This is a genomic window from Bradyrhizobium sp. CCBAU 051011 (genome assembly GCF_009930815.1).
Classification (GTDB): domain Bacteria; phylum Pseudomonadota; class Alphaproteobacteria; order Rhizobiales; family Xanthobacteraceae; genus Bradyrhizobium.
Window position 1 is genome coordinate 676,166 of record NZ_CP022222.1, and the last position, 24,631, is coordinate 700,796.

The 24,631-nt window shown below is 64.5% G+C and carries 21 protein-coding genes and 3 pseudogenes; 15 read left to right on the forward strand and 9 right to left on the reverse strand.

Features of this window, described 5'->3' with window-relative positions; translation table 11 throughout:
- The first annotated feature begins 9 nt into the window (after positions 1 to 9).
- The 4 genes from ACH79_RS03300 to ACH79_RS03315 all read left to right on the forward strand — a co-directional run bounded on the left by ACH79_RS03300 (position 10) and on the right by ACH79_RS03315 (position 4,562).
- On the forward strand, positions 10 to 1,356 hold the full coding sequence (locus ACH79_RS03300; protein WP_161849744.1) for an aspartate aminotransferase family protein: 1,347 nt from the start codon (positions 10 to 12) through the stop codon (positions 1,354 to 1,356).
- A 102-nt stretch (positions 1,357 to 1,458) separates the two neighbouring features.
- Positions 1,459 to 2,040, forward strand: coding sequence for a phage holin family protein (locus ACH79_RS03305; protein WP_161849745.1), 582 nt, complete (start codon positions 1,459 to 1,461; stop codon positions 2,038 to 2,040).
- A gap of 188 nt (positions 2,041 to 2,228) precedes the next feature.
- Positions 2,229 to 3,692 (forward strand): EAL domain-containing protein, encoded by a 1,464-nt coding sequence (locus tag ACH79_RS03310; RefSeq protein WP_161849746.1) that lies wholly within the window; start codon positions 2,229 to 2,231, stop codon positions 3,690 to 3,692.
- A gap of 15 nt (positions 3,693 to 3,707) precedes the next feature.
- Positions 3,708 to 4,562: a TIGR01459 family HAD-type hydrolase gene (locus tag ACH79_RS03315; protein ID WP_161849747.1), complete on the forward strand. Its 855-nt coding sequence runs from the start codon at positions 3,708 to 3,710 to the stop codon at positions 4,560 to 4,562.
- Between the two features lie 86 nt (positions 4,563 to 4,648).
- Here the strand turns inward: ACH79_RS03315 and ACH79_RS03320 are convergent, their stop codons facing one another.
- Complete coding sequence (locus ACH79_RS03320) at positions 4,649 to 5,044, reverse strand: response regulator (RefSeq protein ID WP_057835874.1); 396 nt, start codon at positions 5,042 to 5,044, stop codon at positions 4,649 to 4,651.
- Between the two features lie 219 nt (positions 5,045 to 5,263).
- Between ACH79_RS03320 and ACH79_RS03325 the strand changes: the two genes are divergently transcribed.
- The gene (locus tag ACH79_RS03325; RefSeq protein WP_161849748.1) at positions 5,264 to 6,232 is read left to right on the forward strand and encodes a bifunctional riboflavin kinase/FAD synthetase; all 969 of its coding nucleotides are present in this window, start codon (positions 5,264 to 5,266) and stop codon (positions 6,230 to 6,232) included.
- The gene (locus ACH79_RS03330; protein WP_161849749.1) at positions 6,229 to 6,783 is read left to right on the forward strand and encodes a sugar O-acetyltransferase; all 555 of its coding nucleotides are present in this window, start codon (positions 6,229 to 6,231) and stop codon (positions 6,781 to 6,783) included. Before ACH79_RS03325 ends, ACH79_RS03330 begins: the two co-directional genes overlap by 4 nt.
- Positions 6,784 to 6,820: 37 nt before the next feature.
- Here ACH79_RS03330 and ACH79_RS03335 read toward each other — a convergent pair whose 3' ends face one another.
- The 3 genes and pseudogenes from ACH79_RS03335 to ACH79_RS43670 all read right to left on the reverse strand — a co-directional run.
- Positions 6,821 to 7,273 (reverse strand): RES family NAD+ phosphorylase, encoded by a 453-nt coding sequence (locus ACH79_RS03335; RefSeq protein ID WP_161849750.1) that lies wholly within the window; start codon positions 7,271 to 7,273, stop codon positions 6,821 to 6,823.
- 9 nt (positions 7,274 to 7,282) lie between these two features.
- Entirely contained in the window at positions 7,283 to 7,474 is a 192-nt protein-coding gene (locus tag ACH79_RS03340; RefSeq protein ID WP_246738631.1) for an MbcA/ParS/Xre antitoxin family protein, read from the reverse strand.
- 15 nt (positions 7,475 to 7,489) lie between these two features.
- A pseudogene (locus ACH79_RS43670) lies at positions 7,490 to 7,699 on the reverse strand (DNA-binding protein); the annotation flags it as partial.
- Positions 7,700 to 8,137: 438 nt separating this feature from the next.
- On the opposite strand from ACH79_RS43670, the pseudogene ileS reads away from it, so the two are divergent.
- From ileS to arfB, 6 genes and pseudogenes are all read left to right on the forward strand, one after another.
- Positions 8,138 to 11,134 (forward strand): annotated as a pseudogene (ileS, locus tag ACH79_RS03345) (isoleucine--tRNA ligase); the annotation flags it as partial.
- 525 nt (positions 11,135 to 11,659) lie between these two features.
- Positions 11,660 to 12,178, forward strand: coding sequence for a signal peptidase II (gene lspA / locus ACH79_RS03350; protein WP_161849751.1), 519 nt, complete (start codon positions 11,660 to 11,662; stop codon positions 12,176 to 12,178).
- Between the two features lie 91 nt (positions 12,179 to 12,269).
- Complete coding sequence (locus tag ACH79_RS03355) at positions 12,270 to 12,983, forward strand: hypothetical protein (protein ID WP_161849752.1); 714 nt, start codon at positions 12,270 to 12,272, stop codon at positions 12,981 to 12,983.
- Between the two features lie 181 nt (positions 12,984 to 13,164).
- A complete protein-coding gene (locus tag ACH79_RS03360; RefSeq protein WP_371419357.1) occupies positions 13,165 to 14,556 on the forward strand; it encodes a M16 family metallopeptidase in 1,392 nt (463 codons plus the stop codon).
- Positions 14,553 to 15,920, forward strand: a complete 1,368-nt coding sequence (locus tag ACH79_RS03365; RefSeq protein ID WP_371419358.1) for a M16 family metallopeptidase — start codon at positions 14,553 to 14,555, stop codon at positions 15,918 to 15,920. Before ACH79_RS03360 ends, ACH79_RS03365 begins: the two co-directional genes overlap by 4 nt.
- A gap of 195 nt (positions 15,921 to 16,115) precedes the next feature.
- The gene (gene arfB / locus ACH79_RS03370; protein ID WP_161849755.1) at positions 16,116 to 16,535 is read left to right on the forward strand and encodes an alternative ribosome rescue aminoacyl-tRNA hydrolase ArfB; all 420 of its coding nucleotides are present in this window, start codon (positions 16,116 to 16,118) and stop codon (positions 16,533 to 16,535) included.
- An 81-nt stretch (positions 16,536 to 16,616) separates the two neighbouring features.
- Here arfB and ACH79_RS44985 read toward each other — a convergent pair.
- The 3 genes and pseudogenes from ACH79_RS44985 to ACH79_RS03385 all read right to left on the reverse strand — a co-directional run.
- Positions 16,617 to 17,036 (reverse strand): annotated as a pseudogene (locus ACH79_RS44985) (RNA polymerase sigma factor); the annotation flags it as partial.
- A complete protein-coding gene (locus tag ACH79_RS03380; RefSeq protein WP_161849756.1) occupies positions 17,033 to 17,239 on the reverse strand; it encodes a DUF2892 domain-containing protein in 207 nt (68 codons plus the stop codon). The pseudogene ACH79_RS44985 and the gene ACH79_RS03380, both read right to left, overlap by 4 nt.
- Before the next feature lie 172 nt (positions 17,240 to 17,411).
- On the reverse strand, positions 17,412 to 17,702 hold the full coding sequence (locus tag ACH79_RS03385; protein ID WP_161849757.1) for a hypothetical protein: 291 nt from the start codon (positions 17,700 to 17,702) through the stop codon (positions 17,412 to 17,414).
- A 305-nt stretch (positions 17,703 to 18,007) separates the two neighbouring features.
- On the opposite strand from ACH79_RS03385, the gene mutL reads away from it, so the two are divergent.
- On the forward strand, positions 18,008 to 19,819 hold the full coding sequence (gene mutL / locus ACH79_RS03390; protein WP_161849758.1) for a DNA mismatch repair endonuclease MutL: 1,812 nt from the start codon (positions 18,008 to 18,010) through the stop codon (positions 19,817 to 19,819).
- 302 nt (positions 19,820 to 20,121) lie between these two features.
- Positions 20,122 to 20,892: an IS110 family transposase gene (locus ACH79_RS03395; protein WP_161849759.1), complete on the forward strand. Its 771-nt coding sequence runs from the start codon at positions 20,122 to 20,124 to the stop codon at positions 20,890 to 20,892.
- A 428-nt stretch (positions 20,893 to 21,320) separates the two neighbouring features.
- Here ACH79_RS03395 and rsmD read toward each other — a convergent pair whose 3' ends face one another.
- Positions 21,321 to 21,875 carry a 16S rRNA (guanine(966)-N(2))-methyltransferase RsmD gene (gene rsmD, locus ACH79_RS03400; RefSeq protein WP_161849760.1) on the reverse strand — a complete coding sequence of 185 codons (555 nt, stop codon included), beginning with the start codon at positions 21,873 to 21,875 and terminating at the stop codon, positions 21,321 to 21,323.
- A 7-nt stretch (positions 21,876 to 21,882) separates the two neighbouring features.
- Positions 21,883 to 23,943, reverse strand: a complete 2,061-nt coding sequence (locus ACH79_RS03405; protein WP_161849761.1) for a pseudouridine synthase — start codon at positions 23,941 to 23,943, stop codon at positions 21,883 to 21,885.
- A gap of 153 nt (positions 23,944 to 24,096) precedes the next feature.
- Between ACH79_RS03405 and ACH79_RS03410 the strand changes: the two genes are divergently transcribed.
- Positions 24,097 to 24,555: a nucleoside deaminase gene (locus ACH79_RS03410; protein ID WP_161849762.1), complete on the forward strand. Its 459-nt coding sequence runs from the start codon at positions 24,097 to 24,099 to the stop codon at positions 24,553 to 24,555.
- The last annotated feature ends 76 nt before the right edge of the window (positions 24,556 to 24,631 follow it).

Here is a 24,631-nt window from a genome sequence, read left to right on the forward strand (position 1 = left end):
AGGCCGCCCATGCTGGACAAGAGCCCCCGCCCTACCCCCGTCAATGTTCCGAACGATCTCGCCGCGCACTGGATGCCGTTCACCGCGAACCGGGCGTTCAAGAAAAACCCGCGGCTGCTCGCCGGCGCCAAGGACATGCATTACTTCACCGTCGACGGCCGCAAGATCATCGACGGCGCCTCGGGCATGTGGTGCACCAATGCCGGCCACGGCCGCACCGAGATTTCGGCGGCGATCGCCAAGCAGGCCGAGGCGCTCGACTATGCGCCGCCGTTCCAGTTCGGCATTCCGCAGGCGTTCGAACTCGCCAGCCGCATCGCCGAGCTCGCCCCCGCCGGCCTCGACCACGTGTTCTTCTGCAATTCCGGCTCGGAAGCCGCCGACACCGCGCTCAAGATCGCGCTGGCCTATCACCAGATCAACGGCCAGGGCAGCCGCATCCGCCTGATCGGCCGCGAGCGCGGCTATCATGGCGTCGGCTTCGGCGGCACCTCCGTCGGCGGCATCGTCGGCAACCGAAAACTGTTCGGCTCGCTCTTGACGGGCGTCGACCATTTGCCGGCGACCTATGACCGCGAGAAGCAGGCCTTCAGCACGGGCGAGCCTGAATATGGCGCGCATTTCGCCGACGAGCTCGAACGCCTCGTCAATCTGCACGGCGCCAACACCATTGCTGCCGTGATCGTCGAGCCGATGGCGGGATCGACGGGCGTGCTGCCGGCGCCGAAGGGCTATCTCAAGCGGCTGCGCGAGATCACCCAGAAGCACGGCATCCTCCTGATCTTCGACGAGGTCATCACCGGATTTGGCCGGCTCGGCTTTGCCTTCGCCGCCGAACGCTACGGCGTGGTGCCTGACATGCTGACCTTCGCCAAGGGCGTCACCAATGGCGCCGCCCCGATGGGCGGGGTGCTGGTGCGCGACACCATCCACGACGCCTTCATGAGCGGGCCGGAATACGCCGTCGAACTGACCCATGGCTACACCTATTCGGCGCATCCACTGGCCTGCGCCGCGGGCCTTGCCACCCTCGACATCTATCGTGACGAGAAGCTGTTTGAGCGTGCTCATGGGCTGGAGCCGAAATTCGCCGACGCCGTGATGTCGCTGCGCAGCGAGCCCGGCGTCGTGGATATCCGCACCATCGGCCTGACCGCTGGCATCGACCTCGCGCCGATGGCCGATGCGCCGGGCAAGCGCGGCTTTGCCGGGCTCAATAGCGCCTTCCACGACAACGATTTGATGGTGCGGGTGGCCGGCGATACCCTGGTGCTGACCCCGCCCCTGATCATCACCGAAGATCAGATCGGCGAGATCATCGACAAGGTCGCCAAGGTGATCCGCGCGACGGCGTAGCGGCTGCATCGGCTCCGACCGGGCAGGAACATTCGAAACTAGCCCGCGTTGATTCCGCCGGCGGGAAAGCGGTCATGCCTCCGCCGGTTGAGGGATGCGGACATGCTCGCGCCTTCGAGCAGCTTGCTGCGTGCCGGGATGGAACTGAAGCTGAACCAGGTCAAGCTGGCGACGCGATCCTATCTGCGAGACCGCACCGATCAGGCGACCTCGACTATCACTTCTTATGCCATCGCCGCCGGTCTGTTCGCCGCGGCCGGCATTTTCATGGTCGCCGCCTGGTTCGTCGGCATCACCGCGCTGTTTCGCTGGATCGAGATCCATTACGGGCAGTTTTGGGCTTTCGGCGCGGTCGGCGCCTTGCTGGCGATGATCGCCGCAATTTGCGCGGGGCTCGCTACCGTTAAACTTAGGCAAAAGATGCCGCACTTCCCCTCGCTCGCCAGCCGCCTGCGCGTGGCGGTCAAGGCCAGTCCGCTCAAACCAGACCAGATCGGAGCCGCGAAGGACACCGCCAGGTCGATTTTACAGACGCCTCCGGCACCGCCAGCGAGCAACCGCGGCAGGCGCCGGTCCCCCTCAAGGGACAACAGGCATTTGCAGGCCGGCCTTATCCTGATCGCGACCTTGCTGGGCTTGGCGGCAACGCGACGGCGACGGCAGGCGCGACGGATGGAGATCTGACAGCGCACAAGGCGCCTCCGACGCGGCGCTCGGTTTCCAGTTCCGGCCGTGTCCAAAGAACACTAGCTCTGCGAATCAACATTGGTGCTAAGGTTGCGGCGCCGGGGACAGCGCAAGTTGGATGACATCTGAAACTTCCGTGTTTTCCCGGGTAAGACCAGTTCGGACCTGAGGGCGCAGCGCGCGACATGATTCGCATTTCGACGATTTTCATCGCCATCTGCATGGTGCTGGTTGCAGCCTCCCTCGGCCTCGTCCTGCATGCGGTGGCGGGTTTCAGCGGCACCGAATCCGCGATCGTCGCGCTTACCGCGTTGACCTTTCTGATCCTCTACAACGCCGTGTCGATGCGGCTGCGCGACCGCTCCGATGTTGGCGGCCAGATCGCCGATTTGTCCCGCGGCACCGCCGACCTTGCCCGCCAAGTCGCCGAATTCGGCCGCCGCCTCGCCGCCGTCGAGGGCCGACTGGTGTCGGCGAACTCCGCAAGCTCCGATCGCATCCAGGCCGTGGTCGGCGAGATCAGCGAACTCGGCGTGCTGGTCAAGCAACTGGCCGTCTCGGTGGCGAGCCATGAAGATCTATTGGCCTCGGGTGCGGCGGCCGCAGCCTCCGCCCCGGCGGCCCGGCCGGATCCCGAACCCCAGCACGAACCGGCGGTCGCCGCCGAGCAACCGGCGCCGCTCGCCAGATCCGCGCCGACCACAGCCGCAAAGCCGGCTGCGGTGGCTGCGGAAGCCGCTTCGCCCTCGCGCAACCAGCCGCAACTGCTTGCCGCGGTGAAGAACGCCATCGAGGAGAGCCGGCTCGACATCTACCTGCAGCCGATGGTGACGCTGCCGCAGCGCAAGGTGCGCTTCTATGAGGCGGTGACGCGGCTGCGCGACGACAAGGACCAGGTCCTCGCCGCCGATGATTTCATCCCCACCGCCGAAGCCGGCGGGCTCATCGGCAAGATCGATCACATGGTGATGCTGCGCTGTGTCCAGGTGTTGCGCCGCCTGATGGTGCGCAACAAGGACGTCGGCGTGTTCTGCAACGTCTCGGCGGCGACGCTCGGCAATCCCGCCAATTTCGCGCAATGCCTCGACTTCCTCGAGGCCAATCGGGCGCTGGCGTCGTCCTTCGTGCTCGAATTCAAGCAGGCGACGTTCCGCCATCTCCGTCCGACCGAAATCGAGAATCTCGCCGCGCTGTCGCAGCGTGGCTACCGCTTCTCGATCGACCATGTCACCGACTTGCGGATCGAGCCGCGCGACCTTGCCGATCGCGGCGTCCGCTTCATCAAGGTACCGGCGGCATTGCTGCTCGATCCCAAGCAGAGCTCGACCTCGGACATCCACCCTTCCGACCTTTCCGACCTGCTCGGCCGTTTCGGCATCGACCTGATCGCCGAGAAGATCGAGGGCGAGCGCGCGGTGGTGGACCTGCTCGACTATGACGTACGGTTTGGACAGGGTTTCCTGTTTGCGCCGCCGCGGCCGTTGCGGCCCGAGGGGGCATCTGCTACCGGCGGGGCGGCAGCAAACAAGGAATCCACCAATCCCAATGGCCCCAGCAACACGGTCCCCATGGCCAGCCCGGCCACAGAGCCCCCGATGCGGGCGACCGGCAATGCCGCACTGGCGCGCCGTGCCGCAGGACCGGCCTAACAGGCTTCCGACATCATGACTTCATTGCGCTTCGTCGAGCGGTTGAGCGACCTCGTGAACGGCGTGGAGGTCATCCTCTCCGACATCTGGGGCGTGGTGCATAACGGGCTAGAATCCTTTCCCGAAGCCTGCGAGGCGCTGCATACCTATCGCCAGCGCGGCGGCACCGTCATCCTGATCACCAACGCGCCGCGGCCGGCCGATTCCGTGCAGCGGCAATTGCGCAAGCTCGGCGTCGCTGACGAAACCTACGACGCCATCGTCTCTTCCGGCGACCTGACCCGAAGCTTCGTCGCCGACCATCCCGGCAAGAAAATATTCTGGATCGGACCGGAGCGCGATTCGTCGATCCACCGCGGGCTCGACGCCGTGATGGCGCCGCTGGAGCAGGCCGACTACATCATCTGCACCGGCCTGTTCGACGACGAAACCGAGTCGGCAGAAGACTATCGCGCGATGCTGCTGCAGGCGCGCGAGCACAAGCTGCCGCTGGTTTGCGCCAACCCCGACATCGTCGTCGAACGCGGCGACCGCCTGATCTATTGCGCGGGCGCCGTCGCCGAACTCTATCGCGAGCTTGGCGGCGAGGCGATCTTCTACGGCAAGCCGCACCGGCCGATCTATGAACGCGCTATGGCGCTCGCCGCCGAACGCCGCGGCCAGCCGACCTCGCTCGACCGTGTGCTGGCGATCGGAGATTCGGTGCGGACCGACCTCACCGGCGCGCTAGGCTTCGGAATCGATTGTCTTTTCCTGACCCGCGGCATCCATTCCGAGGAATTCGAGGGCATCGACCAGCTCGATCCGGCCTCGGTGAAGGAGCTGTTCGGTCATCCGCCCCGCGCGCTGATGCGGGAATTGCGCTGGTAGCATCGCGCGTACATGCCGTCCCAAAAACGCGAATGCCCGGGGACAAGCCCGGGCATGACGAAAAAATCTATGATGTGGTTCAGCGCTTACGCCGTCGCCATATCCGGAAAGACCGCCTCGATCTTGGTCTTCAGCGTCGCCGCGTTGAACGGCTTGACGATGTAATTGTTCACGCCGGCCTTCTTGGCCGCGATCACGTTCTCGGTCTTGGATTCCGCAGTGATCATGATGAAGGGCGTGGTAGCCAGGTTGGGGTCGGCGCGGACTTCCTTGAGCAGGTCGTAGCCGGTCATCGGCTCCATGTTCCAGTCGGAAATCACCAGCCCGTATTTCTTGCCGCGCATCTTGTTGAGGGCAGCCGAGCCATCGCTGGCATCGTCGATATTGTCGAAGCCGAGCTGCTTCAGAAGATTTCGGATGATGCGGATCATGGTGCTGTAGTCATCAACCACCAGAACCGGCATAGACAAATCAACCGCCATCTTTTCCCCCACTCAACGCTTACGCCACAATTATTCGACAGGCCTGCGCGACCCGCAGTCCTCTCCCCACCTCTAGCATCCAGCCCTTAAACAGCCCGTAAACGGCCGGAGCCGGATTGCATCCGTTTTGGTCCAACCCTCCCCGCTTGACTTCAGCAGGCCCCCCGCGTCACGGTCCGGCCGCGTTCACCGAGCCGAAATTTCTGAAGAATCCCTGAAATGACTGGTTTTACCGTTATCCGAGACACCACCCCTGCCGCCGACATCCCCCGCGGGGCGGTGGTCGCCATGGGCAATTTTGACGGCGTCCATCTGGGCCACCGGGCCGTGATCGACGCCGCCCTGCGGATGGGCAGCGCCCACGGCAAGCCGGCCTTTGCCCTTACCTTCGAGCCGCATCCGCGCACCTTTTTCAGCCCGAACAGCCCGCAATTCCGTCTCTCCGACGAGGCCAGCAAGCTGCGGCTGCTGGCCGGAACGGGACTAGACGGCGCGGTCGTGATGACCTTCGACAAGACCCGCGCCGGAACCTCGGCGCAAGATTTCATTCACCATGACCTGATTGAGCGCCTCGGCGTCAGCGGCATTGCAGTCGGCTACGACTTTCATTTCGGCAAGGGCCGTGCCGGTTCGCCGAGCCTGCTGGTCAGCGAGGGGCCGCGGCTCGGCATCGAGGTCGACGTCCAGGCCCATGTCGATATCGAGGAGCGGCCGGTGTCCTCCAGCGCGATCCGCATGGCGTTGGCGGAAGGCCAGATTGACGAAGCCACCGCCATGCTGGGCGGGCCGTGGTTCGTCAGCGGCGAGGTGATCCATGGCGAGAAGCGTGGCCGCGACCTCGGCTACCCCACCGCCAATATCCGCCTCGACAAGAATTGCAGCCTGAAGCACGGCATCTATGCGGTGCGGATCGGCCGCGGTGCAGAGCGGTTCGATGCGGTCGCCAGCTTCGGCCGCCGCCCGACCTTCGACAATGGTGCGCCGCTTCTGGAAGTGTTCCTGTTCGACTTCAAGGGCGACCTCTATGGCACGGTGCTCGACGTCGCCTTCATCGGATTCATCCGCGACGAACTGAAATTCGACAACATCGAAGCGTTGATACGTCAGATGGATGATGACAGCGCCAGGGCGCGCGCGGCCCTTGCTGCAGCGCCGGACGCATTTCCCAGGCTCGGAACGATCGGTTGAACAAGACAGAAAAACAAAAAATGCTGGCCGGCGAGCTCTATCGCCCCGGCGATCCCGAGCTGCAGGCGGATGCCGTCGCCAACAAGGCCTGGCTCGCGCGCTACAATGCGGCGCTTGCAGCGCCTGTGGCTGAGCGGCATGCGCTGCTCTCAGCACATTTCGGCCATGTCGGAACCAGTGCCGTAATCCGTCCGCCGTTCTTTTGCGACTATGGCTACAACATCCGGCTCGGCGACGAGGTGTTTCTCAACTTCAACTGCGTCATCCTCGACGTGGTCGAAGTCGTGATCGGCGACCGCACCCAGATCGGACCGGCGACTCAAATCTATGCTGCCGACCACCCGCGCGACGCCGAAACGCGACGAACGGGGCTCGAATTGGGGCGCCCGGTGCGGATCGGCAGCGATGTCTGGATCGGCGGCGGCGCCATCATCCTGCCCGGTGTCACGATCGGCGACGGCGCTGTCATCGGCGCCGGCAGCGTGGTCACGCGCGATGTCGCCGCAGGCGTGACCGTCGCCGGAAACCCGGCCCGGCCACGCTCGAGCTGAAACCTCCGCCGAGCCTTCGGGCCTTTTCGATTGGCTGCTATGGCGAGCCGGCAACGAGGCGGGAATCGAGGGGCGCGTCCACGACCTCCTCAATATCAACCTTTGCAGCACCCCGATGGCCGGGATTGAGGAGAAAATTCCAACCACGGGGAACGATGACCGATGGCACCTGCAACAATGCCGTTGCGGCGCGATCGAGCCACTCGTCACCGATCCGTCGCGTCACGTCAGGCCGCTCGCGCCAATCGGCGGCCAGCCGATCGACATCGACCTTTTGAATCTCGATCGCCTCGGAAACGCGTATTCGCAGCAATCGGTGTGTTGAGGGGATCAGATCGCGATCCATATGAACCAGTAGCTCGAGCAGCGCGCTTGCCGGATGGTCCGCCAGATAGACGATCCGCTTGCCGCGCGTATGCCACCGGCCGGCTGCCCGCAGCCCGCCCTCGCCGGACAGATCTGCGTAATTCGATATCCGCCAAAGCTCCATCGAACTAGCTCAGGCGAAAATTCCCTGATCGATTTGTTCAAGCGCTTCGCGAACTACCGCAGCGCCGAGTTCGTCCTTCATCAACTCGAGCGGTATTTGGCCCGACATCGAGGCATTCGGACGGCGCAGCCAGGCCTTCGCCTTCTTCCCGTCACCAAAAACACGGTCTGCCAGCGCTTCGATCTCCAGGACGCGGAACAATTCGTGCCGTTGGCTTGATGCCGAGACAGGACGCCGCTGAACGCGATGCCGCACCGGCTTGGCCTCGAACATCATTTCTCCACCGGCAGAGGGATTAATACGCTTGCCGGATTTCGCCGCGGGATTCTTGACCACGACGAATTTCGCAAAACCGGGGACGAGGAATACGCCGTTTTTCTTCAGCTCTTTCTGAGCGGCGGCCGGCAGCTTCTCCAGCGCAGCTTTCCCAACCTGCTGCAGCTCGCCGCGACGGCGCAGATCCTTCAAGTCCTCGTAAACTTGCGCGCGGGTCTTCGGACTCATGAATTTCTCTTCAATAATCAATAGATTAGTATCTCTGGAAGATTCTGCAACCAGCCGTTCCCCAATCCAAAGTGGCCGCATCGAAGTATCCGGCGCCACGGCCCGATGACCGCGGTGACGACCGATGCCGGTCCATGGAGGGAATGTCGACTGACCGCCCACGAAGAATAAGGCTTGAGGCGTCGCCCTTTGCGATTTTCCCGGCCCCCTGCTATGGAAAGCCCCATGTTTGCGCGGCGCACCATCAGCATTAGCGGCCCGGCTTCCGCCTGAGCTTTGGCTCGGCGCAAGACCGGGATTTTCCTGTTCACCCCGCAATATCCGCTTTTCAGCGCCGCCTTCGAGCCAACCAGAGCATTCATGTCCCAACAGCCGCAAAAGTCCGACGTCACAGACTATTCGAAAACCCTGTTCCTGCCGCAGACGGAATTCCCGATGCGCGCCGGCCTGCCGCAGCGCGAGCCGGAGATCCTCAAATATTGGAACGAGATCGACCTCTACGGAAAGCTGCGCGAGAGTGCCGAGGGCCGCGCCAAGTTCGTGCTGCATGACGGGCCGCCCTACGCCAACGGCAACATCCATATCGGCCACGCGCTGAACAAGATCCTCAAGGACGTTGTCACCAAGAGCCAGCAGATGCTCGGCTTCGATTCCAACTACGTGCCCGGCTGGGACTGTCATGGGCTGCCGATCGAGTGGAAGATCGAGGAAGAGAACTACCGCTCCAAGGGCAAGCCGAAGCCGGACTTCCGCGACTCCACGGCGATGGTGGCGTTCCGGAAAGAGTGCCGCGCCTATGCGACGCACTGGCTCAACGTGCAGCGCGAGGAGTTCAAGCGGCTCGGCATCATCGGCGACTGGGACCATCCCTACGCCACCATGAGCTATCCGGCCGAAGCGCAGATCGCGCGCGAATTGATGAAGTTCGCCGCCAACGGCACGCTCTATCGCGGCTCCAAGCCGGTGATGTGGAGCGTGGTGGAGAAGACGGCGCTGGCGGAGGCCGAGGTCGAATACGAGGATTACACCTCCGACATGGTGTGGGTGAAATTTCCGGTCACCTCGCCCGCGCATGGCGTGCTGGCGGAAGCGTCCGTGGTGATCTGGACCACCACGCCGTGGACGCTGCCGGGCAACCGCGCCATCTCGTTCTCGCCGAAGATCGCTTATGGCCTTTACAAGGTCACCGATGCACCCGCTGACAATTGGGCAAAGACCGGCGATCTCCTGATCCTTGCCGACGCGCTTGCTGGAGAAGTATTCAAGCAGGCGCGCGTCACCGCCTACGAGAAGCTGCGCGACCTGCCCGGCGACACGCTCGACGCGGTGGAATGTGCCCATCCGTTGCGAGGCTTCAGCGGCGGATATGAGTTCACCGTGCCGCTGTTGTCCGGTGACCACGTCACCGATGACACCGGCACCGGCTTCGTCCATACCGCACCGGGCCACGGCCGCGAGGACTTCGACGCCTGGATCGCGAACGTGCGCGAGCTGGAGGCCCGAGGCATCCACCCCGTGATCCCCTACACTGTCGACGAGAACGGCGCTTACACCGATCATGCACCGGGCTTCACCGGCAAGCGCGTCATCAACGACAAGGGCGAGAAGGGCGACGCCAACGAGGCCGTCATCAAGGCGCTGGTCGAAGCCGGCAAGCTGCTCGCGCGCGGCCGGCTCAAGCATCAATATCCGCATTCCTGGCGCTCGAAGAAGCCAGTGATCTTCCGCAACACGCCGCAATGGTTCATCGCGATGGACAAGGACATTGCGGTGGATGGCAAGACCAGGCCCGGCGACACGCTGCGCGCCCGCGCGCTGCACGCGATCTCGGTGACGCAGTGGGTGCCGCCCGCCGGCCAGAACCGCATCAACGGCATGATCGCCGGCCGCCCCGACTGGGTGATCTCGCGCCAGCGCGCCTGGGGCGTGCCGATCGCCGTGTTCGTGCGCGAGAGGGGCGACGGCTCGGCTGAAATCCTGCAGGACGAAATCGTCAACCAGCGTATCTGCGAAGCCTTCGCGGAAGAAGGCGCCGATGCGTGGTACATGGAAGGCGCCCGCGAGCGCTTCCTCGGGGACCGCGCGGCTGAGGACTGGAAGAAGGTCGACGACATCTGCGACGTCTGGTTCGATTCCGGCTCGACCCACGCCTTCGTGCTGGAAGACCGACAGAATTTTCCCAGCCTCGGCAACATCGTCCGCAAGGTCGATGGCGGCGAAGATACCGTGATGTATCTCGAAGGCAGCGACCAGCATCGCGGCTGGTTTCATTCCTCGCTGCTGGAAAGCGCCGGCACGCGTGGCCGCGCGCCCTATGATGTCGTGCTCACCCATGGCTTCACGCTGGACGAGAACGGCCGCAAGATGTCGAAATCGCTCGGCAACACCGTCGAGCCGCAGAAGGTGATGAAGGATTCGGGCGCGGATATCCTGCGTCTCTGGGTCTGCGCCACCGACTATGCCGACGACCAGCGCATCGGCCCCGAGATCCTGAAGAACACCATCGAGACCTACCGCAAGCTGCGGAACTCGATCCGCTGGATGCTCGGCACGCTGCGTCATTTCGACCCCAGTGATGCGGTCGCCCATGGCGACATGCCCGAGCTGGAGCGGCTGATGTTGCACGAACTCGCCAAACGCGCGGCAACCGTGCGCCAGGCCTATGCCGAGTTCGACTACAAGACAGTGGTCGCGACACTTGCGGCGTTCATGAACACCGAATTGTCGGCGTTCTATTTCGACATCCGCAAGGACACGCTCTATTGCGATCCGCCGTCATCGGTCGCGCGCAAGGCGGCGCTGACCGCGATCGACATCATCTGTGACGCGATCCTGCGCTGGCTGGCGCCGGTGCTCAGCTTCACGACCGAAGAAGCGTGGCGGATGTACAAGCCGGAGGCGGAAGCCTCGGTGCATCTGACGCTGTTTCCGGAAGGGTTTGACCAGTTCCGCGACGAAGCACTCGCCGCGAAATGGGAGACCATCCGCGATGTCCGCCGCGTCGTCACTGGTGCACTTGAACTGGAACGCGCCGCCAAGAACATCGGCTCCTCGCTGGAGGCGTCGCCCTTGGTCTACGTGTCGGACAAGAACATCTTCAACACGCTGATCGACATCGACCTGGCGGAAGTCTGCATCACCTCGAACGCGATGGTGACCAATGACGACGCGCCGGCAAGCGCATTCACCCTCGCCGACGTGCCTGGCGTTGCCGTCGTGGTCGAAAAGGCCATGGGCACCAAATGCGCGCGCTCCTGGAAGATCCTGCCAACCGTCGGCGAAGACGCCGAATATCCCGACGTCTCCCCGCGCGATGCGCAGGCCTTGCGGGAATGGAAGGCGCTAGCCGAGGGCGTGAAGCCGGTTGCTGCGGTTGAAGCACGCGCCAAGCCCGTCGCGTTGGTCGAGAAGCAAGTTGTCGAACCAGTGCAGCCAACGGAGGAAGTGCCGGAGCAGGCTGATTCAGCAGAGGTGACCGCGGATCAGACCAGCAAGAAGGTCAGAGCCAAGAAGCCTGCGAAAGCCACGGCTGCGGAAACGACCGACAAGGCCACGGCAGCCAACAAGGCTGCCGAAGCCAAGCCTGAAAGCGGTACCGCGGAAGTCAAGAAGGCCCCGGCCAAGAAAGCCAAGACCAAGAAAACTACGGCCAACAAAACGACGATCAAGCCAGCTAGCGCCAAGAAGACCAAGGCAAAGAAAACCAAGGCCAAGAAAGCGAAAGCCAAGAAGTCCGCCAAATCCAAAGCTCCTTCGGCAACGAAGGCGGCCAAGAAGGCGACAAAGAAGGCCGTAAAGCAAGCCAGCAAGAAGACCGCCAAGAAGGCAGGGAAAAAGCCGCCGGCGGCCAAGGCAAAGAAGAAGAAAAAGAAGGCCAGATAAGTGTCTGGCCTCGAACACGCACGCACCCCTCACCTGCGCGCCGGGGTCATTGCCGCGGTTGCGACGCTGGTGCTGGACCAGGCCTCGAAACTCTGGCTGCTCTATGTGTTCGACCTCGCCAATCGCGGCGCGGTCCGCGTCACGCCGTTCTTCGACCTGGTGCTGGCCTGGAATGTCGGGATCAGCTTTGGCTGGTTCCAGACGGACAACCAGCTCGCCCAGATCGCGCTGATGGCGATCAAGGCGGTTGCGGTGATCGTGCTGGGGATCTGGATGGCGCGCTCCAGCACGCTGCTGGCGACGCTGGCGCTGGGTCTGATCATCGGCGGAGCAGTCGGCAACGGCATCGACCGCTTTCTGCACGGCGCGGTGGTCGATTTTGCCCTGTTCCACATCGAGATCGGGGGAAAAACCTTCAATTGGTACGTGTTTAACCTCGCGGATGTGGCCATTGTTGCCGGGGTAGCGGGCCTATTGTATGACTCGTTCCTGGGGGTACCCGCCGCAAAAGCGCCCTGATCCCGGCCGAAAGGACCCTTAGGGTATGAAGCTGGTACGGCCCTCAGGCCGGGCCCCCTATGTTGCAGAAATTGTGAATGGGAACAGCGCGATGCGCGAGACCGAAGCCCGCTTCTGGATGATGCAGATCCCCTCGTTGAGCCGGACGCTGCGCTTGGCCGCTATTTCCCTCGGCATCGGCCTTGTGATGGCCGCCGGCCCGGTGCGCGCGGCCGATGACGAGGACGAGGACGACAAGACCTTCGAGGAAAAGATCATCGAAGGCATCATGCGCGGCATCGGCGGCACCAACATGGAAAACCGCGGCATCGAATACCGCGAGCGCTCGCCGCTGGTGGTTCCGCCCAAGCTCGATCTGCCGCCCCCATCGACCACCGCGGCTGAAGCGAAGGCGCCGAACTGGCCCAAGGATCCCGACGAGCAGCGCCGCAAGGCCGCGATCGCGGCACGCAAGAAAGAGAACAAGGACCCGCGTGAAGCGGCCCGCATCCTCACCCCGGCTGAACTCGCGGTAGGCAAGACCGCGGCGCCCTCGCGCAAGGACAACGATCCGGTGCAGCCCGGCACCTCGAACAACAATCCGATCCTGAGCCCGTCGCAGCTCGGCTATACCGGCGGCTTCAGCGGCCTGTTCGGCGGCAACAAGTCCGAGACGGCCACCTTCAAGAGCGAACCGACGCGCGACTCGCTGACCCAGCCGCCGCCCGGCTACCAGACGCCATCGCCGAACTATGCCTACGGCACCGGGCCGAAGGAATCGCTGAACAAGGAATACAACCCGGCCAAGGGCAAGTATGGCGAATAGTTAAGCATGGCGAAGAGTTAAGCTCATCTCTCGCCTTCGTGACGATTGCCGGCGCCGGCGCGGTGTACGATGCCGCGGCTTCGTTCCGAACCATCTTGTTCGGGTTTCGCTTCAAACATTTGCGCGAATTCCAGTCGCAGGACCGGTAACGCCTTTTGCGGAATTACGCGCCAGATAGGTCATGATGTCATCGCACCGTTTTGCCGCCTCGCTCGTTGCAGCCTTCATCTCGACGTTTGCTTTCTCCGCCGGCAGCGCGACTGCCCAGACCACGGTCACGTCGGAACGTCCCGCCAGCTTCACCCTCGACAACGGCCTGCAAGTGGTGGTGATCCCCGATCACCGCACCCCCGTCGTCACGCAGATGATCTGGTACAAGGTCGGCTCCGCCGACGAGACGCCGGGCAAATCGGGACTGGCGCACTTCCTCGAGCATTTGATGTTCAAGGGCACCGCCAAACATCCCGCCGGTGAATTCTCGCAGACCGTGCTGCGGATCGGCGGCAACGAGAACGCCTTCACCTCGCTCGACTACACTGGCTATTTCCAGCGCGTGCCGCGCGAGCAACTGGCGAAGATGATGGAGTTCGAGGCCGACCGCATGACCGGCCTGATCCTCAAGGATGAGAACGTATTGCCCGAGCGCGACGTCGTGCTCGAAGAGTTCAACATGCGGGTCGCCAACAATCCGGACGCGCGGCTGACCGAGCAGATCATGGCGGCGCTGTATCTCAACCACCCCTATGGCCGCCCGGTGATCGGCTGGCGCCAGGAGATCGAGAAACTCGACCGCGAGGATGCGCTGGCGTTCTACAAGCGCTTCTATGCGCCGAACAACGCGATCCTGGTGATCGCAGGCGATGTCGACGCCAAGGAAATCCGCGCGATGGTGGAGAAGGCCTACGGCGGCATTCCCGCCCAGCCGGCGATATCAGCGCATCGCGTCCGTCCGCAGGAGCCGGTCCCGGCGGCGCCGCGCACGGTGACGCTGTCCGATCCGCGCGTCGAGCAGACCAGCCTGCGGCGCTATTACCTGGTCCCCTCCTCTGCCACAGCGGCGGCTGGCGAAGGCCCGGCGCTCGACGTGCTCGCGCAACTGATGGGCGGCGGCTCCAATTCCTATCTCTATCGGGCGCTGGTGATCGACCGCCAGCTCGCGATCAGCGCCGGTGCCGGTTATCAGGGCACCTCACTGGACCCCACGCAATTCTCGATCTCGGCTTCGCCAAAGCCCGGCGTTGAGTTTTCGCAAGTAGAGCAGGTGATCGACGGCGTGATCGCGGAGGTCATCCAGAATCCCGCCCGCGCCGAAGATCTCGAGCGGGTCAAGACCCAGTTGATTGCGGAAGCGATCTACGCCCAGGACAATCAGGCCACGCTGGCGCGCTGGTATGGCGGCGCGCTGACCACGGGGCTGTCGATCGACGACATCAGGAGCTGGCCGGAACGGATTCGCGCCGTCACCGCCGAACAGGTTCGGGACGCGGCCCAGAAATGGCTCGACAAGAAACGCTCGGTGACCGGCTATCTGATCAAGGATGCTGCGCCGAAACGCGAGGAGAAGCGCTCGTGATCCGTTTTTCGATTGGCGCGCAGCGCCTCGCTTCCACCCTGATCGCCGGCGCCGTGCTGCTGGTGCTGGCGGCGAACCCGTCGCATGCCGCGGCCAAGATTCAGCGGCTGGTCTCGCCCGGCGGCATCGAGGCCTGGTTCGTGCAGGATGCCACCGTGCCCCTGATCGCGATGGAATACGCCTTCGGCGGCGGCGCCGCCCAGGATCCTGCCGGCAAGTCCGGCGTCGGCAACATGGTCGCCGCCCTGCTTGATGAGGGCTCCGGCGAGCTCGATTCCAAGACCTTCCATGAGCGCCTCGAGCGCCGCGCCATCGAGCTGAGCTTCTCGTCGACCCGGGATTATTTCCGCGGCTCGCTCCGCATGCTCAAGGACAACAAGGACGAGGCTTTCGGCCTTCTGCATCTGGCGCTGACCTCGCCGCGTTTCGACACCAGCGACGTCGAGCGCATTCGCGCACAGATCCTCTCGGGGCTGCGCCGTGACACCACCAACCCGACCTCGCTGGCGAGCCGCAAATTCCTCGAAGTCGCCTTCGGCGATCATCCCTATGGCAGGCAGAGCAACGGTACGCTCGACAGCGTGCCGAAGATCGATGTCGCCGACATGAAGGATTACGTCCGCCGCGTGATCGCCAAGGATACGTTGCGGATCGCCGTGGTCGGCGATGTCGATGCCGACACGCTCGGCAAGCTGCTGGACCAGACGTTCGGCGGATTGCCGGCCAAGGCCAGCCTGACGCCGGTGGCCGAGGTCGAGGCCACCAAACCGCCGCAGCGCGCGTTTGTGCCACTCGACGTGCCGCAGACCGTAGTGACGTTCGGCGGCCCCGGTATTCGACGCCACGATCCGAATTTCATGGCCGCCTATGTCGTGAACCACATCCTGGGCGGCGGCTCGTCGTCGCGGCTCTACAAGGAGGTGCGCGAAAAGCGCGGCCTTGCCTATTCGGTCTACGAATCCCTGCTCTGGATGGATCGCTCCGCGCTGTTCATCGGCAATACCGGCACCCGCGCCGACCGCGCCGGCGAGACGGTCGATGCGATCGAGCAGGAAATCCGCCGCATCGCCGAGGAAGGCCCGACCCAGAAGGAACTGGACGAGGCCACGTCCTATCTCAAGGGCTCGCAGATGCTGGCGCTCGATACCTCCTCGAAGCTCGCGCAGGCGCTGCTGCAATACCAGCTCGACAAGCTGCCGATCGACTACATCGAGAAGCGCAACGCCCTCGTCGACGCCGTGACGCTCGATGATGCCAAAAAGACCGCCCAGAAGCTGTGGGGCCAGGGCCTCCTCACCGTCATCGTCGGCCGCGCCCCGCAGGCCGCCGCTCAACCGGTCGCCGCGCCGCCAAAGGCGAATTGAGGCGTTCACCCTTCCACCCTTTGCCGTCATGGCCGGGCATAGCCGTTCGACGGACGGCGTCGCTTCTGCTCGCCTGTCCCCGGCCATCCACGTGTTTTTCTCTTTAGACACTGGTAAGAGGTGGATGCCCGGAACATCTGGCGCGAAGACGCGCTTCGCGGTTTTGCCCGGGCATGACGATTTCCGGTGAACGCCATGCTGCGGGTTTCCCGCGACCTCACGATCGACGAAAACGACATCGAGATTGGGTTTGTCCGCGCCTCCGGCCCCGGCGGACAGAACGTCAACAAGCTTTCGACCGCAGCCCAGCTTCGCTTCGACACGCGCAAGATCACGCTGCCGGAGGATGCCGCGCTGCGGCTGCACCGGATTGCCGGCCAGCGCATGACCAAGGAGGGCGTGATCGTGATCCACGCCCAGCGCTTCCGCACCCAGGAGCGCAACCGGGCCGACGCCATCGACCGCCTGCTCGAAATGCTGCGCGAAGCCTTGATCCGCCCGGTACCGCGCCGCGCGACCAAGCCGACCTTCGGCTCCAAGCAGCGACGGCTGGAAGGCAAGAAGCGGCGCAGCGACATCAAGGCGCGGCGCGGTCCATCGCGCTTCGACGATTGAGGTCGCGCCGCCGCTTCGATGCCTCGCGCGCGGTTTCGAACAGACCGATGCCGCGGCGATCTCGTCGATCGAGAACTCCTCGATATCGCGAAGCAGGATGACTTCACGGTAGTGCCCGGGCAGCGACTGGATCGCACGCGAAAGGTCCATGCGAATGTCTTCGGGTGCGAGACGCGCCCATCGTTCGTCTGCCGTATCGACGGGCACGTCGGGCATTCCGACCGACATTCGCAGCAAGCGATGGCAGGCCCGCCGGGCGACAGCGAACAGCCACGCCGAGAACGAGGTCACCACTCGCAAGGTGCCGATGCGCCGATACAGCAGCAACAGCGTTTCCTGCACCGCATCGTCGATGTCAGACATTCGGCAATTGCGCGCGGCATAGCGCCGGACGTCGGGCTGCGCCGCAGATATCAGCAACGCCAGGGCCCTCTCGTCCCCGCCACGCGCGGCCTCGATCAACGAGGGATCGCAGCGGCTTGCTCTGGCCAATGCCGTCATTGCGACGGCAACCTGCGACCGGCCAGGGCGCACATCGGACAAAATCCGATAAATCCGGTCATAATCGCCACTGCTCCCGTTCCGGCGATCAAATAGCCGATCGGCAATCCCCGCAGGCCGAGAAGCCCGCAAGCTATCATGGCTGCGCCCGCGACCACCCTTGTCGTTCGCTCCCAACCCGGCAAATTCTTGCGATAGAACATAGCAGCTCCCATTGATTGTGCGCGAGAACCTCAAACCGTTCTCTCCCCCTAGAGCCGCCGGGCCGCCTTTTCGGTTCGCGGGAGGCACAAAAAAACTCCGGCCGCCCATGGCGACCGGAGTTCTGTTTGGAGAGCAACCCGACGGAGGAGGCGGGTTTCCTCCAGATGACTGCTACCGGCTGGCCGCAGGAGGGGTAGCCGCCCCGCCCGTGGTCTTCGGCGCTGCGTGAGGCGAGCCGCTGCCGGCTCCGACGGTGCCCTTGCCCGTCTTCGCGCCGGCCCTCTGGCTGGGGGCGCCCGCCGTATCCTCGTCGATGCTGCCTGACGCGCCGCCCTGCATCTGGGTCGTGCCCTTTGCGCCGCCGCGGATCTGCGTGTCGGATGAGGCGCCTTGCGCCAGTACGGGGCCGGCAAGCAGGGCCGAGATTGCAACCGCGATCGCCGAGGTTTTCACTAGCTTCATCCATTTCTCCCAGGTTTGGTTGGCGGCAAACAGTTCGGCTACTTCAATGCGCCGTTCGCGGCCGAACATGCTCGTCGCCGGATCAGTCGCGTGGCGAACGACGCGGGCGCCATGCAAGCCGCGCGATGTGGTGATCGTGCAGGGATTTCAGGGTCATTTTGCGAATCCTTGGCCATCGACTGACCGCATATGCGACGCCCCTGCAGCACCCGAAAAGTTCCGTAAAAATATTTTGATGCATGCATTTGATGCGCTAGCCGCCTAAAATCGCTCACCCGACCTTCGAATCGAGTCCTCGAAAATTCATGCCCGTCCGCCAGCTCCCCGAACAGGTCGTCAACCGCATCGCCGCCGGCGAAGTGGTCGAGCGTCCGGCGAGCGTGGTCAAGGAGGTGGTCGAGAACGCCATCGACGCCGGCGCCAGCCGCGTCGACGTCTTCACCGACGGTGGCGGCAGGCGCCGCATCGGCATCACCGACGACGGCAGCGGCATGACCTCTGCCGATCTCGCGCTCGCGGTCGATCGCCACGCCACTTCCAAGCTCGACGACGAGGATCTCCTGCGCATTCGCACGCTGGGCTTTCGCGGTGAGGCGCTGCCCTCGATCGGCGCGGTGGCAAAGCTCGGCATCACCACGCGCCACGCCAGCGAGCCGCATGCCTGGTCGCTGTCGGTCGAAGGCGGCGCGAAATCGGAGATCATGCCGGCCGCGCTGTCGCAAGGCACTCGAGTCGAGGTCAGCGATCTCTTTTATGCGACACCGGCGCGGCTAAAATTCCTCAAGACCGACCGCACCGAGGCCGAGGCGATCCGCGAAGTGGTCCGGCGGCTCGCGATGGCACGACCCGATATCGCCTTCACGCTGGCCGGCGAGGAGCGCGCGCCGGTGACATGGGCCGCAGCGCTGCCCGGCGCTGCAGGCCGGCTGACGCGGCTCGGTGACATCCTGGGCAGCGACTTTCGCTCTTGCGCCATCGAAGTGCGCGCCGAGCGCGAAGGCGTCGTGGTCGAGGGTTTCGCCGCAGCCCCCTCGCTGACGCGCGCGAATGCGCTCGGGCAGTATCTGTTCGTCAACGGCCGCCCGGTGCGCGACAAGCTCATTCTCGGCGCGGTGCGCGCGGCCTATTCGGATTACCTGCCGCGCGACCGCCATCCCGTCGTGGCGCTGTTCGTGACGCTCGCACCGCAGGAGGTCGACGCCAATGTGCATCCGGCCAAGACCGAGGTTCGGTTTCGCAACGCCGGCCTCGTCCGCGCGCTGATCGTGCATGCGCTGAAAGACGGGCTTGCCCGCGAGGGCCGGCGCACCGCGGCGAATACCGATGGCGCCGCGCTGTCGGCGTTCCGTCCGTCTTTTGCGCCCCGCCCGACCAACTGGGATTGGCGGAGTTCACCGGCCTATCCGGTGCGGCCCGCGACCTCGTTCGAAGGCGCTGCTGCAACGGCCCTCGCCGAAGCGGGACAGGCCGCCTTCGATGTCGGCACGCCAACCGCCGACGTGCGCTTCGAGGCGCAGCCCGCAGCCGACCTGCTCGACCGCCCGCTCGGTGCGGCGCGCACCCAGATTCACGAGACCTACATCGTCTCGCAGACCCGCGACGGCCTGATCGTCGTGGACCAGCACGCCGCGCACGAGCGTATCGTCTACGAGAAGCTGAAGGCTTCGCTGGCGAAGAATGGCGTACAGCGGCAGATTTTGCTGATCCCGGAGATTGTCGAGCTTGATGAGGCCACCGTCGAAAAACTGCTCGATCGCGCCGAAGAGCTGGCATCGTTTGGCCTGGCGATCGAATCCTTTGGCCCCGGCGCGGTCGCGGTGCGCGAGACGCCGTCGCTGCTCGGCAAGGCGAATGCCGCCGGACTATTGCGCGATCTTGCCGAGCACATGGCCGAATGGGACGAGGCGCTGCCGCTGGAGCGCCGCCTGATGCATGTCTCCGCCACCATGGCCTGCCACGGCTCGGTCCGCGCCGGAAGACGCCTCAAGCCCGAAGAGATGAACGCGCTGCTTCGCGAGATGGAAGACACACCGAATTCCGGCCAGTGCAACCACGGCCGCCCGACCTATGTGGAATTGAAGCTGAGCGATATCGAGAAGCTGTTCGGGCGGCGGTAAGGCCTCAATGACAATCATCGAACCCAACGGGCGACCGTACGTGGCGTGCGCAAAGTGCAGACAGAATGTTGTTTGGCCACAATCTCTATCGTTACAAGATAAAGCGGCGCTTGCTGACGAACGTCGATCCAGCGGCCTGAAATGTGCAAAGCTTGCCGTTTCAAGATTTGGTTTTTATCTCCGTGAGGCCAAGGCCCTGTCGTTTCATATCACTCGCGAGCGCGGCAAGTGTCATCGTTGTGACGCAAACGTAGTTGGCGAAATCTCCGTCTGCTCCAACTGTCGCTCCGCAAATCTCGCTGATGGCGTATCTGCGCGGTGAGCCACGGGTGGTGCGGATCGTGCGGGTGCCGGCGCCGGAGCAAGAGGACGCCCGCCGCGCCAGCCGCGAACGCGGCCGGCTGGTCAAGGAACAGACCGCTCACACCAGCCGGATCAAGGCGCTGCTGCGGCTGTTGGGCATGGCGGTCGGGAATCCGCGCCGGCGCGACTGGCTGAGCTGGCTGGCGGTGCAGCGGGATTGGCAGGGCCAGGCGGTGCCGCCACGGATGCTGAGCGAGATCAGGCACGAACACGCGCGACTGATGCTGGTGCGCGAACGGCTTGAGGCACTCGCGCAGCAGGCCTCAGCGGATCCAACCCCTGGGGCGGCGCAGATGACCGAGCGTAGCGAGCTGTTGCTCCGGCTCAAATGCCTCGGCCCTGCGTTCGCGACGACGCTGACCAACGAGGTGTTCTACAAGGACTTCCGTAACCGGCGTGAGGTTGGGAGCTATTTCGGGTTGACGCCCAGTCCGTGGCAGAGCGGCGGGGTCGACCGCGACCAGGGGATCAGCAAGGCGGGCAATCCACGCGCCCGCTGTGCCGCGATCGAACTGGCCTGGCTGTGGCTGCGGCATCAGCCGGACAGCAAACTCACCCAAGAGTACCGGCGACGCACGCTCAATGCCGGCAAGCGCATCAAGCGCGTCGCCATCGTGGCCCTGGCGCGCAAGCTGGTGGTGGCGCTCTGGCGCTATCTCACGACCGGGCTTGTGCCGGATGGCGCAAGACTCAAGACCGCAAAGGCGTAACCGCTTCAACCAACGCCAAGGCGTCGCGGCATCGGCCGCGGTCCGCGCGGAATGGATGATGACCGTGCCACCCTCGGGCCAAATCAACAGGCCGTTTCGTAGATGGGTCTCATCCTCGTGGCTTCCTCGCCGCATGCATGCGGAATGTGGGTACCGGGCTGTACGCCCGACCGGATATGAGGTGATGCAGTGAGACGCTGCATAAATCGTCGGAAGCCAGTTCCTGAGCGCACCGACCGCGGCGGCACGCTGCGCTACGCATGGCTCCGCGCGCCGCCACTCCACCGAATACAAAATTCACATCCAAGCCACCAGTCGGCACGCTTGACTCGAAAGCCCTCATATGAGGGTGGGCAAAGCGAAGCGTGCCCACCATTACGAGCACGTTGCCTGATGGTGGACACGGCGCGAGTGCGCCTTTGCCCACCCTACGGACCTCGCAAAAATACGAACTCCGTATCATCATACGCCCGCCGTTCCAGCTCCTCGAATCCCTCAGGCGCGACGAACGCCGCAGCCTTCGCCTCCTCCACCACCAATAGCGCACCCGGCGTCAGCCAGCCGCCGTCGCGCAGCGAGGCCAGTGCCTTCTCCGCAAGTCCCTTGCCGTAGGGCGGATCGAGAAAGGCCAGCGAGAACGGCTCGACCGGATGCGCCGGTCCCAGATTGGTCGCGTCGCGGCGATAGACTTTTGTGACGCCGCCCAAGCCCAGCGCCTCGACATTGTTGCGCAGCAGCGCGCGTGCCTCGGCGCCATTGTCGACGAACAGCGTGAAGCTTGCCCCCCGCGAGACTGCCTCGATGCCAAGCGCGCCGGTGCCGGCGAACAGGTCGAGCACGCGCGCGCCTTCGATCGGGTCGTCATAGGCGTGGATCAGGATGTTGAACACGGACTCGCGCAGGCGATCCGCCGTCGGACGGATCGCCTGCGAAGAAGGAGAGGCCAGGTTACGGCCCTTCAATCGTCCACCGACGACGCGCATAGCCCAGCTACTCGTCCCGCGGCTTCAGATCGCGCTTGCCGTGATAGCCGCGCTTGGGGCGCCGCGGCGGGCCGTAGCCATTGGCCTCGCCCTCGTTGCGCGCGCGGGCTTCCTCGCTGCCAGTGCGCTGCACCAGCACGCGGCGGCCCTTGCGGTCGGCGATCAGCGCGCTTTTGCCGGCCGGCTTGAACGGTTTCTTGCCGCGCGGCGCGTCAATCTCTTCGTCGTCGGACTTTTCGCCCGGCATCGGCCGGTTGAAATCGGCGCCGGCGAGCGTTGCGATCTTCTCGCCGAGCTGTTCGCGCAGCACGCGGGTCTTGACCTCCTCGACCTGCCCCTCGTCAAGCTCACCAAGCTGGAACGGTCCGTAGGAAACGCGGATCAGCCGGTTCACCTCAAGACCGAGATGCGCCATGACGTTGCGTACCTCGCGGTTCTTGCCCTCGCGGATCGCGAACACCAGCCAGACATTGGCGCCCTGGTCACGCTCAAGCGTTGCGTCGATCGGCCCGTATTTGACGCCATCGACCTCGATGCCTTTCTTGAGTTCATCGAGCTGCGCCTGCGTCACCTCGCCATGGGCGCGCACGCGGTAACGCCTGAGCCAGCCCGTGTCCGGCAATTCGAGCGCGCGCGCGAGCCCGCCGTCGTTGGTCAGCAGCAAGAGCCCCTCGGTGTTGAAATCGAGCCGGCCGATCGAGATCAGCCGCGGCAAGCCTTCCGGCAGGTTGTCGAACACGGTCGGCCGCCCCTCGGGGTCGGCATGCGTGGTCATCAGCCCGCGTGGCTTGTGATACATGAACAGCCGCGTGCGCTCACGCGGCGGCAGTACCTTGCCGTCGAGCGCAATCACGTCATGGGCGGTGACGTCGAGCGCCGGCGAATTGATGACGCGGCCGTTGACGGTGACGCGGCCCTGCGTGACCATTTCCTCGGCATCGCGGCGCGAAGCAAGGCCGGCGCGCGCCAGCACCTTGGCGATGCGTTCACCGGCCTTTTTCGGCTTCGGCTCCGCGCGGGGGGCGCGCTTGTCGAAATCCGGCGTGCGCTCGCGATAGGCGCCGCGGCCGCCAAACGCCGGGCGCTTTGCAAAAACCCTGCTGTCGTCCTCATTGTCGCGGCGCGGCCGGTCGCTGAACCGCCCCTCGCTGCGCGGATGCTCCTGCCACTCGGTGCGGCCTGCAGGCCGCTCACGGTCACCGTCACGCCGCTCACGCGGACGATCGAATTTCGGTCGATCCTCGCGCGAGCGCGCAAACCGCGGACGCTCGTCGCCGCCGCGATCGTCGCGCGATCTATCGAAACGCGGCTTGTCGAAGTTGCGCGCACCCTCGCGCGGGGGACGGGAATCGCGTCCGCCGCGTTCGTCGCGCTTTTGCCACGGCTTGTCTTCACCACGCTCGGGGCGGTCACCAAAATCCTTGCGCGGCCCGCGCGAAAATCGCTTCTCGCCATCGCGGGAAGGCCGATCGCCATACGAGCGATCGCCGCGCGGACGGTCGCCATCCTTCCGGAACCCTTCCCCACGCGGCGTATAAGGCCGCTTGTCGCCGAATTTTTTGTCCTGGGAACGCCCGGCCGGACGCGCGTCGTCGCGGCTACGGCGCGACGGGCGATCGTCGCGATCATAGTTCGGTCGCTCGCCGCGCGGCTTGAACGAGCGCTTCTCGCCGTCGCGATCCTCGCGTGGACGAAAGTCCTTACGCGGACCACGCTCTGGTCGATCGCCGCGTGGCCGGTCGTCCCGGTCAAATCGCGCCCGTGGCCGATCGCCAATATCCCGGCGCGGCGGACGGTCATCGTCGCGGCGGAACGAACCACCTTCCCGTTTGCCGGCGTAGGGCTTCTTGCCGAACGATTTTGCGCCGTCCGACTTCCCGGCATACGGCCGCCGATCGCCGTCCCGCTTGTCACCATCGTCCCTGGCGCCAAACCCGCGCTTGGCGAACTTCTTCTCAGGCCCCCTCGCCGCCCCGGAGCGGCCCTTGCCTCCGCCGGTGCGGTCCTTGCCGCCGGGTCGATCACGCCGGCCGCGGGAATCGTTGTTTTTATCGCTATCGCGGGGCATGAATGGTCTCTCGAATACAGATGAAATGGCTATCAGGCTTATGCGGATGGGCTGTCAAAGCGGTAACGCGCGCGCGCTTCGCTCAAGGCGCATTCTCACGCAAAACCGGCATCCACGTTTGCTGAAGGCGCAGCTAGTAGCAGGTTTCTTCGGATGATACGAGGCATGACTGCCCCTTCTTTCATGGATCTGGCGCTAAAAACGGCCGAAAACGCCGGAAAAGCCGGTGAAGTTCCGATCGGCTGCGTCATCGTCAGGGATTACGAGGTCATCGCCACCGCCGGAAACCGGACCCTGACCGACCGCGATCCGACCGCGCACGCCGAAATCCTGGCGATCCGGCAGGCGGCGGAGGTCATCGGCACCGAGCGACTGGTCGATTGCGACCTCTACGTTACGCTGGAGCCCTGCACCATGTGCGCCGGCGCGATCTCATTTGCCCGGATCCGGCGGCTCTATTACGGCGCGGCGGACCCGAAGGGTGGCGCAGTGGATTCCGGCGTGCGGTTCTTCGCCCAGCCGACCTGCCACCACGTGCCGGAGGTTTATTCGGCGGTGGGCGAGAACCGGGCCGCGACACTGCTGCGGGAATTTTTCAGGGAGCGACGGTAGCACTCAGCCGTCATTGCGAGCGCAGCGAAGCAATCCATTCCTCAACGCGGGGATAGATGGATTGCTTCGCTGCGCT

Coding starts and splice junctions, on each gene's coding strand:
- rsmD (WP_161849760.1), bottom strand. CDS start 21,875: ATGCGCGTCGTCGGTGGACGATTGAAGGGCCGTAACCTGGCCTCTCCT.
- ACH79_RS03360 (WP_371419357.1), top strand. CDS start 13,165: ATGATGTCATCGCACCGTTTTGCCGCCTCGCTCGTTGCAGCCTTCATC.
- arfB (WP_161849755.1), top strand. CDS start 16,116: ATGCTGCGGGTTTCCCGCGACCTCACGATCGACGAAAACGACATCGAG.
- ACH79_RS03325 (WP_161849748.1), top strand. CDS start 5,264: ATGACTGGTTTTACCGTTATCCGAGACACCACCCCTGCCGCCGACATC.
- ACH79_RS03305 (WP_161849745.1), top strand. CDS start 1,459: ATGCTCGCGCCTTCGAGCAGCTTGCTGCGTGCCGGGATGGAACTGAAG.
- ACH79_RS03310 (WP_161849746.1), top strand. CDS start 2,229: ATGATTCGCATTTCGACGATTTTCATCGCCATCTGCATGGTGCTGGTT.
- ACH79_RS03335 (WP_161849750.1), bottom strand. CDS start 7,273: ATGGAGCTTTGGCGGATATCGAATTACGCAGATCTGTCCGGCGAGGGC.
- ACH79_RS03320 (WP_057835874.1), bottom strand. CDS start 5,044: ATGGCGGTTGATTTGTCTATGCCGGTTCTGGTGGTTGATGACTACAGC.
- ACH79_RS03405 (WP_161849761.1), bottom strand. CDS start 23,943: ATGCCCCGCGATAGCGATAAAAACAACGATTCCCGCGGCCGGCGTGAT.
- ACH79_RS03380 (WP_161849756.1), bottom strand. CDS start 17,239: ATGTTCTATCGCAAGAATTTGCCGGGTTGGGAGCGAACGACAAGGGTG.
- ACH79_RS03300 (WP_161849744.1), top strand. CDS start 10: ATGCTGGACAAGAGCCCCCGCCCTACCCCCGTCAATGTTCCGAACGAT.
- ACH79_RS03395 (WP_161849759.1), top strand. CDS start 20,122: ATGGCGTATCTGCGCGGTGAGCCACGGGTGGTGCGGATCGTGCGGGTG.
- ACH79_RS03410 (WP_161849762.1), top strand. CDS start 24,097: ATGATACGAGGCATGACTGCCCCTTCTTTCATGGATCTGGCGCTAAAA.
- ACH79_RS03385 (WP_161849757.1), bottom strand. CDS start 17,702: ATGAAGCTAGTGAAAACCTCGGCGATCGCGGTTGCAATCTCGGCCCTG.
- mutL (WP_161849758.1), top strand. CDS start 18,008: ATGCCCGTCCGCCAGCTCCCCGAACAGGTCGTCAACCGCATCGCCGCC.
- ACH79_RS03315 (WP_161849747.1), top strand. CDS start 3,708: ATGACTTCATTGCGCTTCGTCGAGCGGTTGAGCGACCTCGTGAACGGC.
- ACH79_RS03355 (WP_161849752.1), top strand. CDS start 12,270: ATGCGCGAGACCGAAGCCCGCTTCTGGATGATGCAGATCCCCTCGTTG.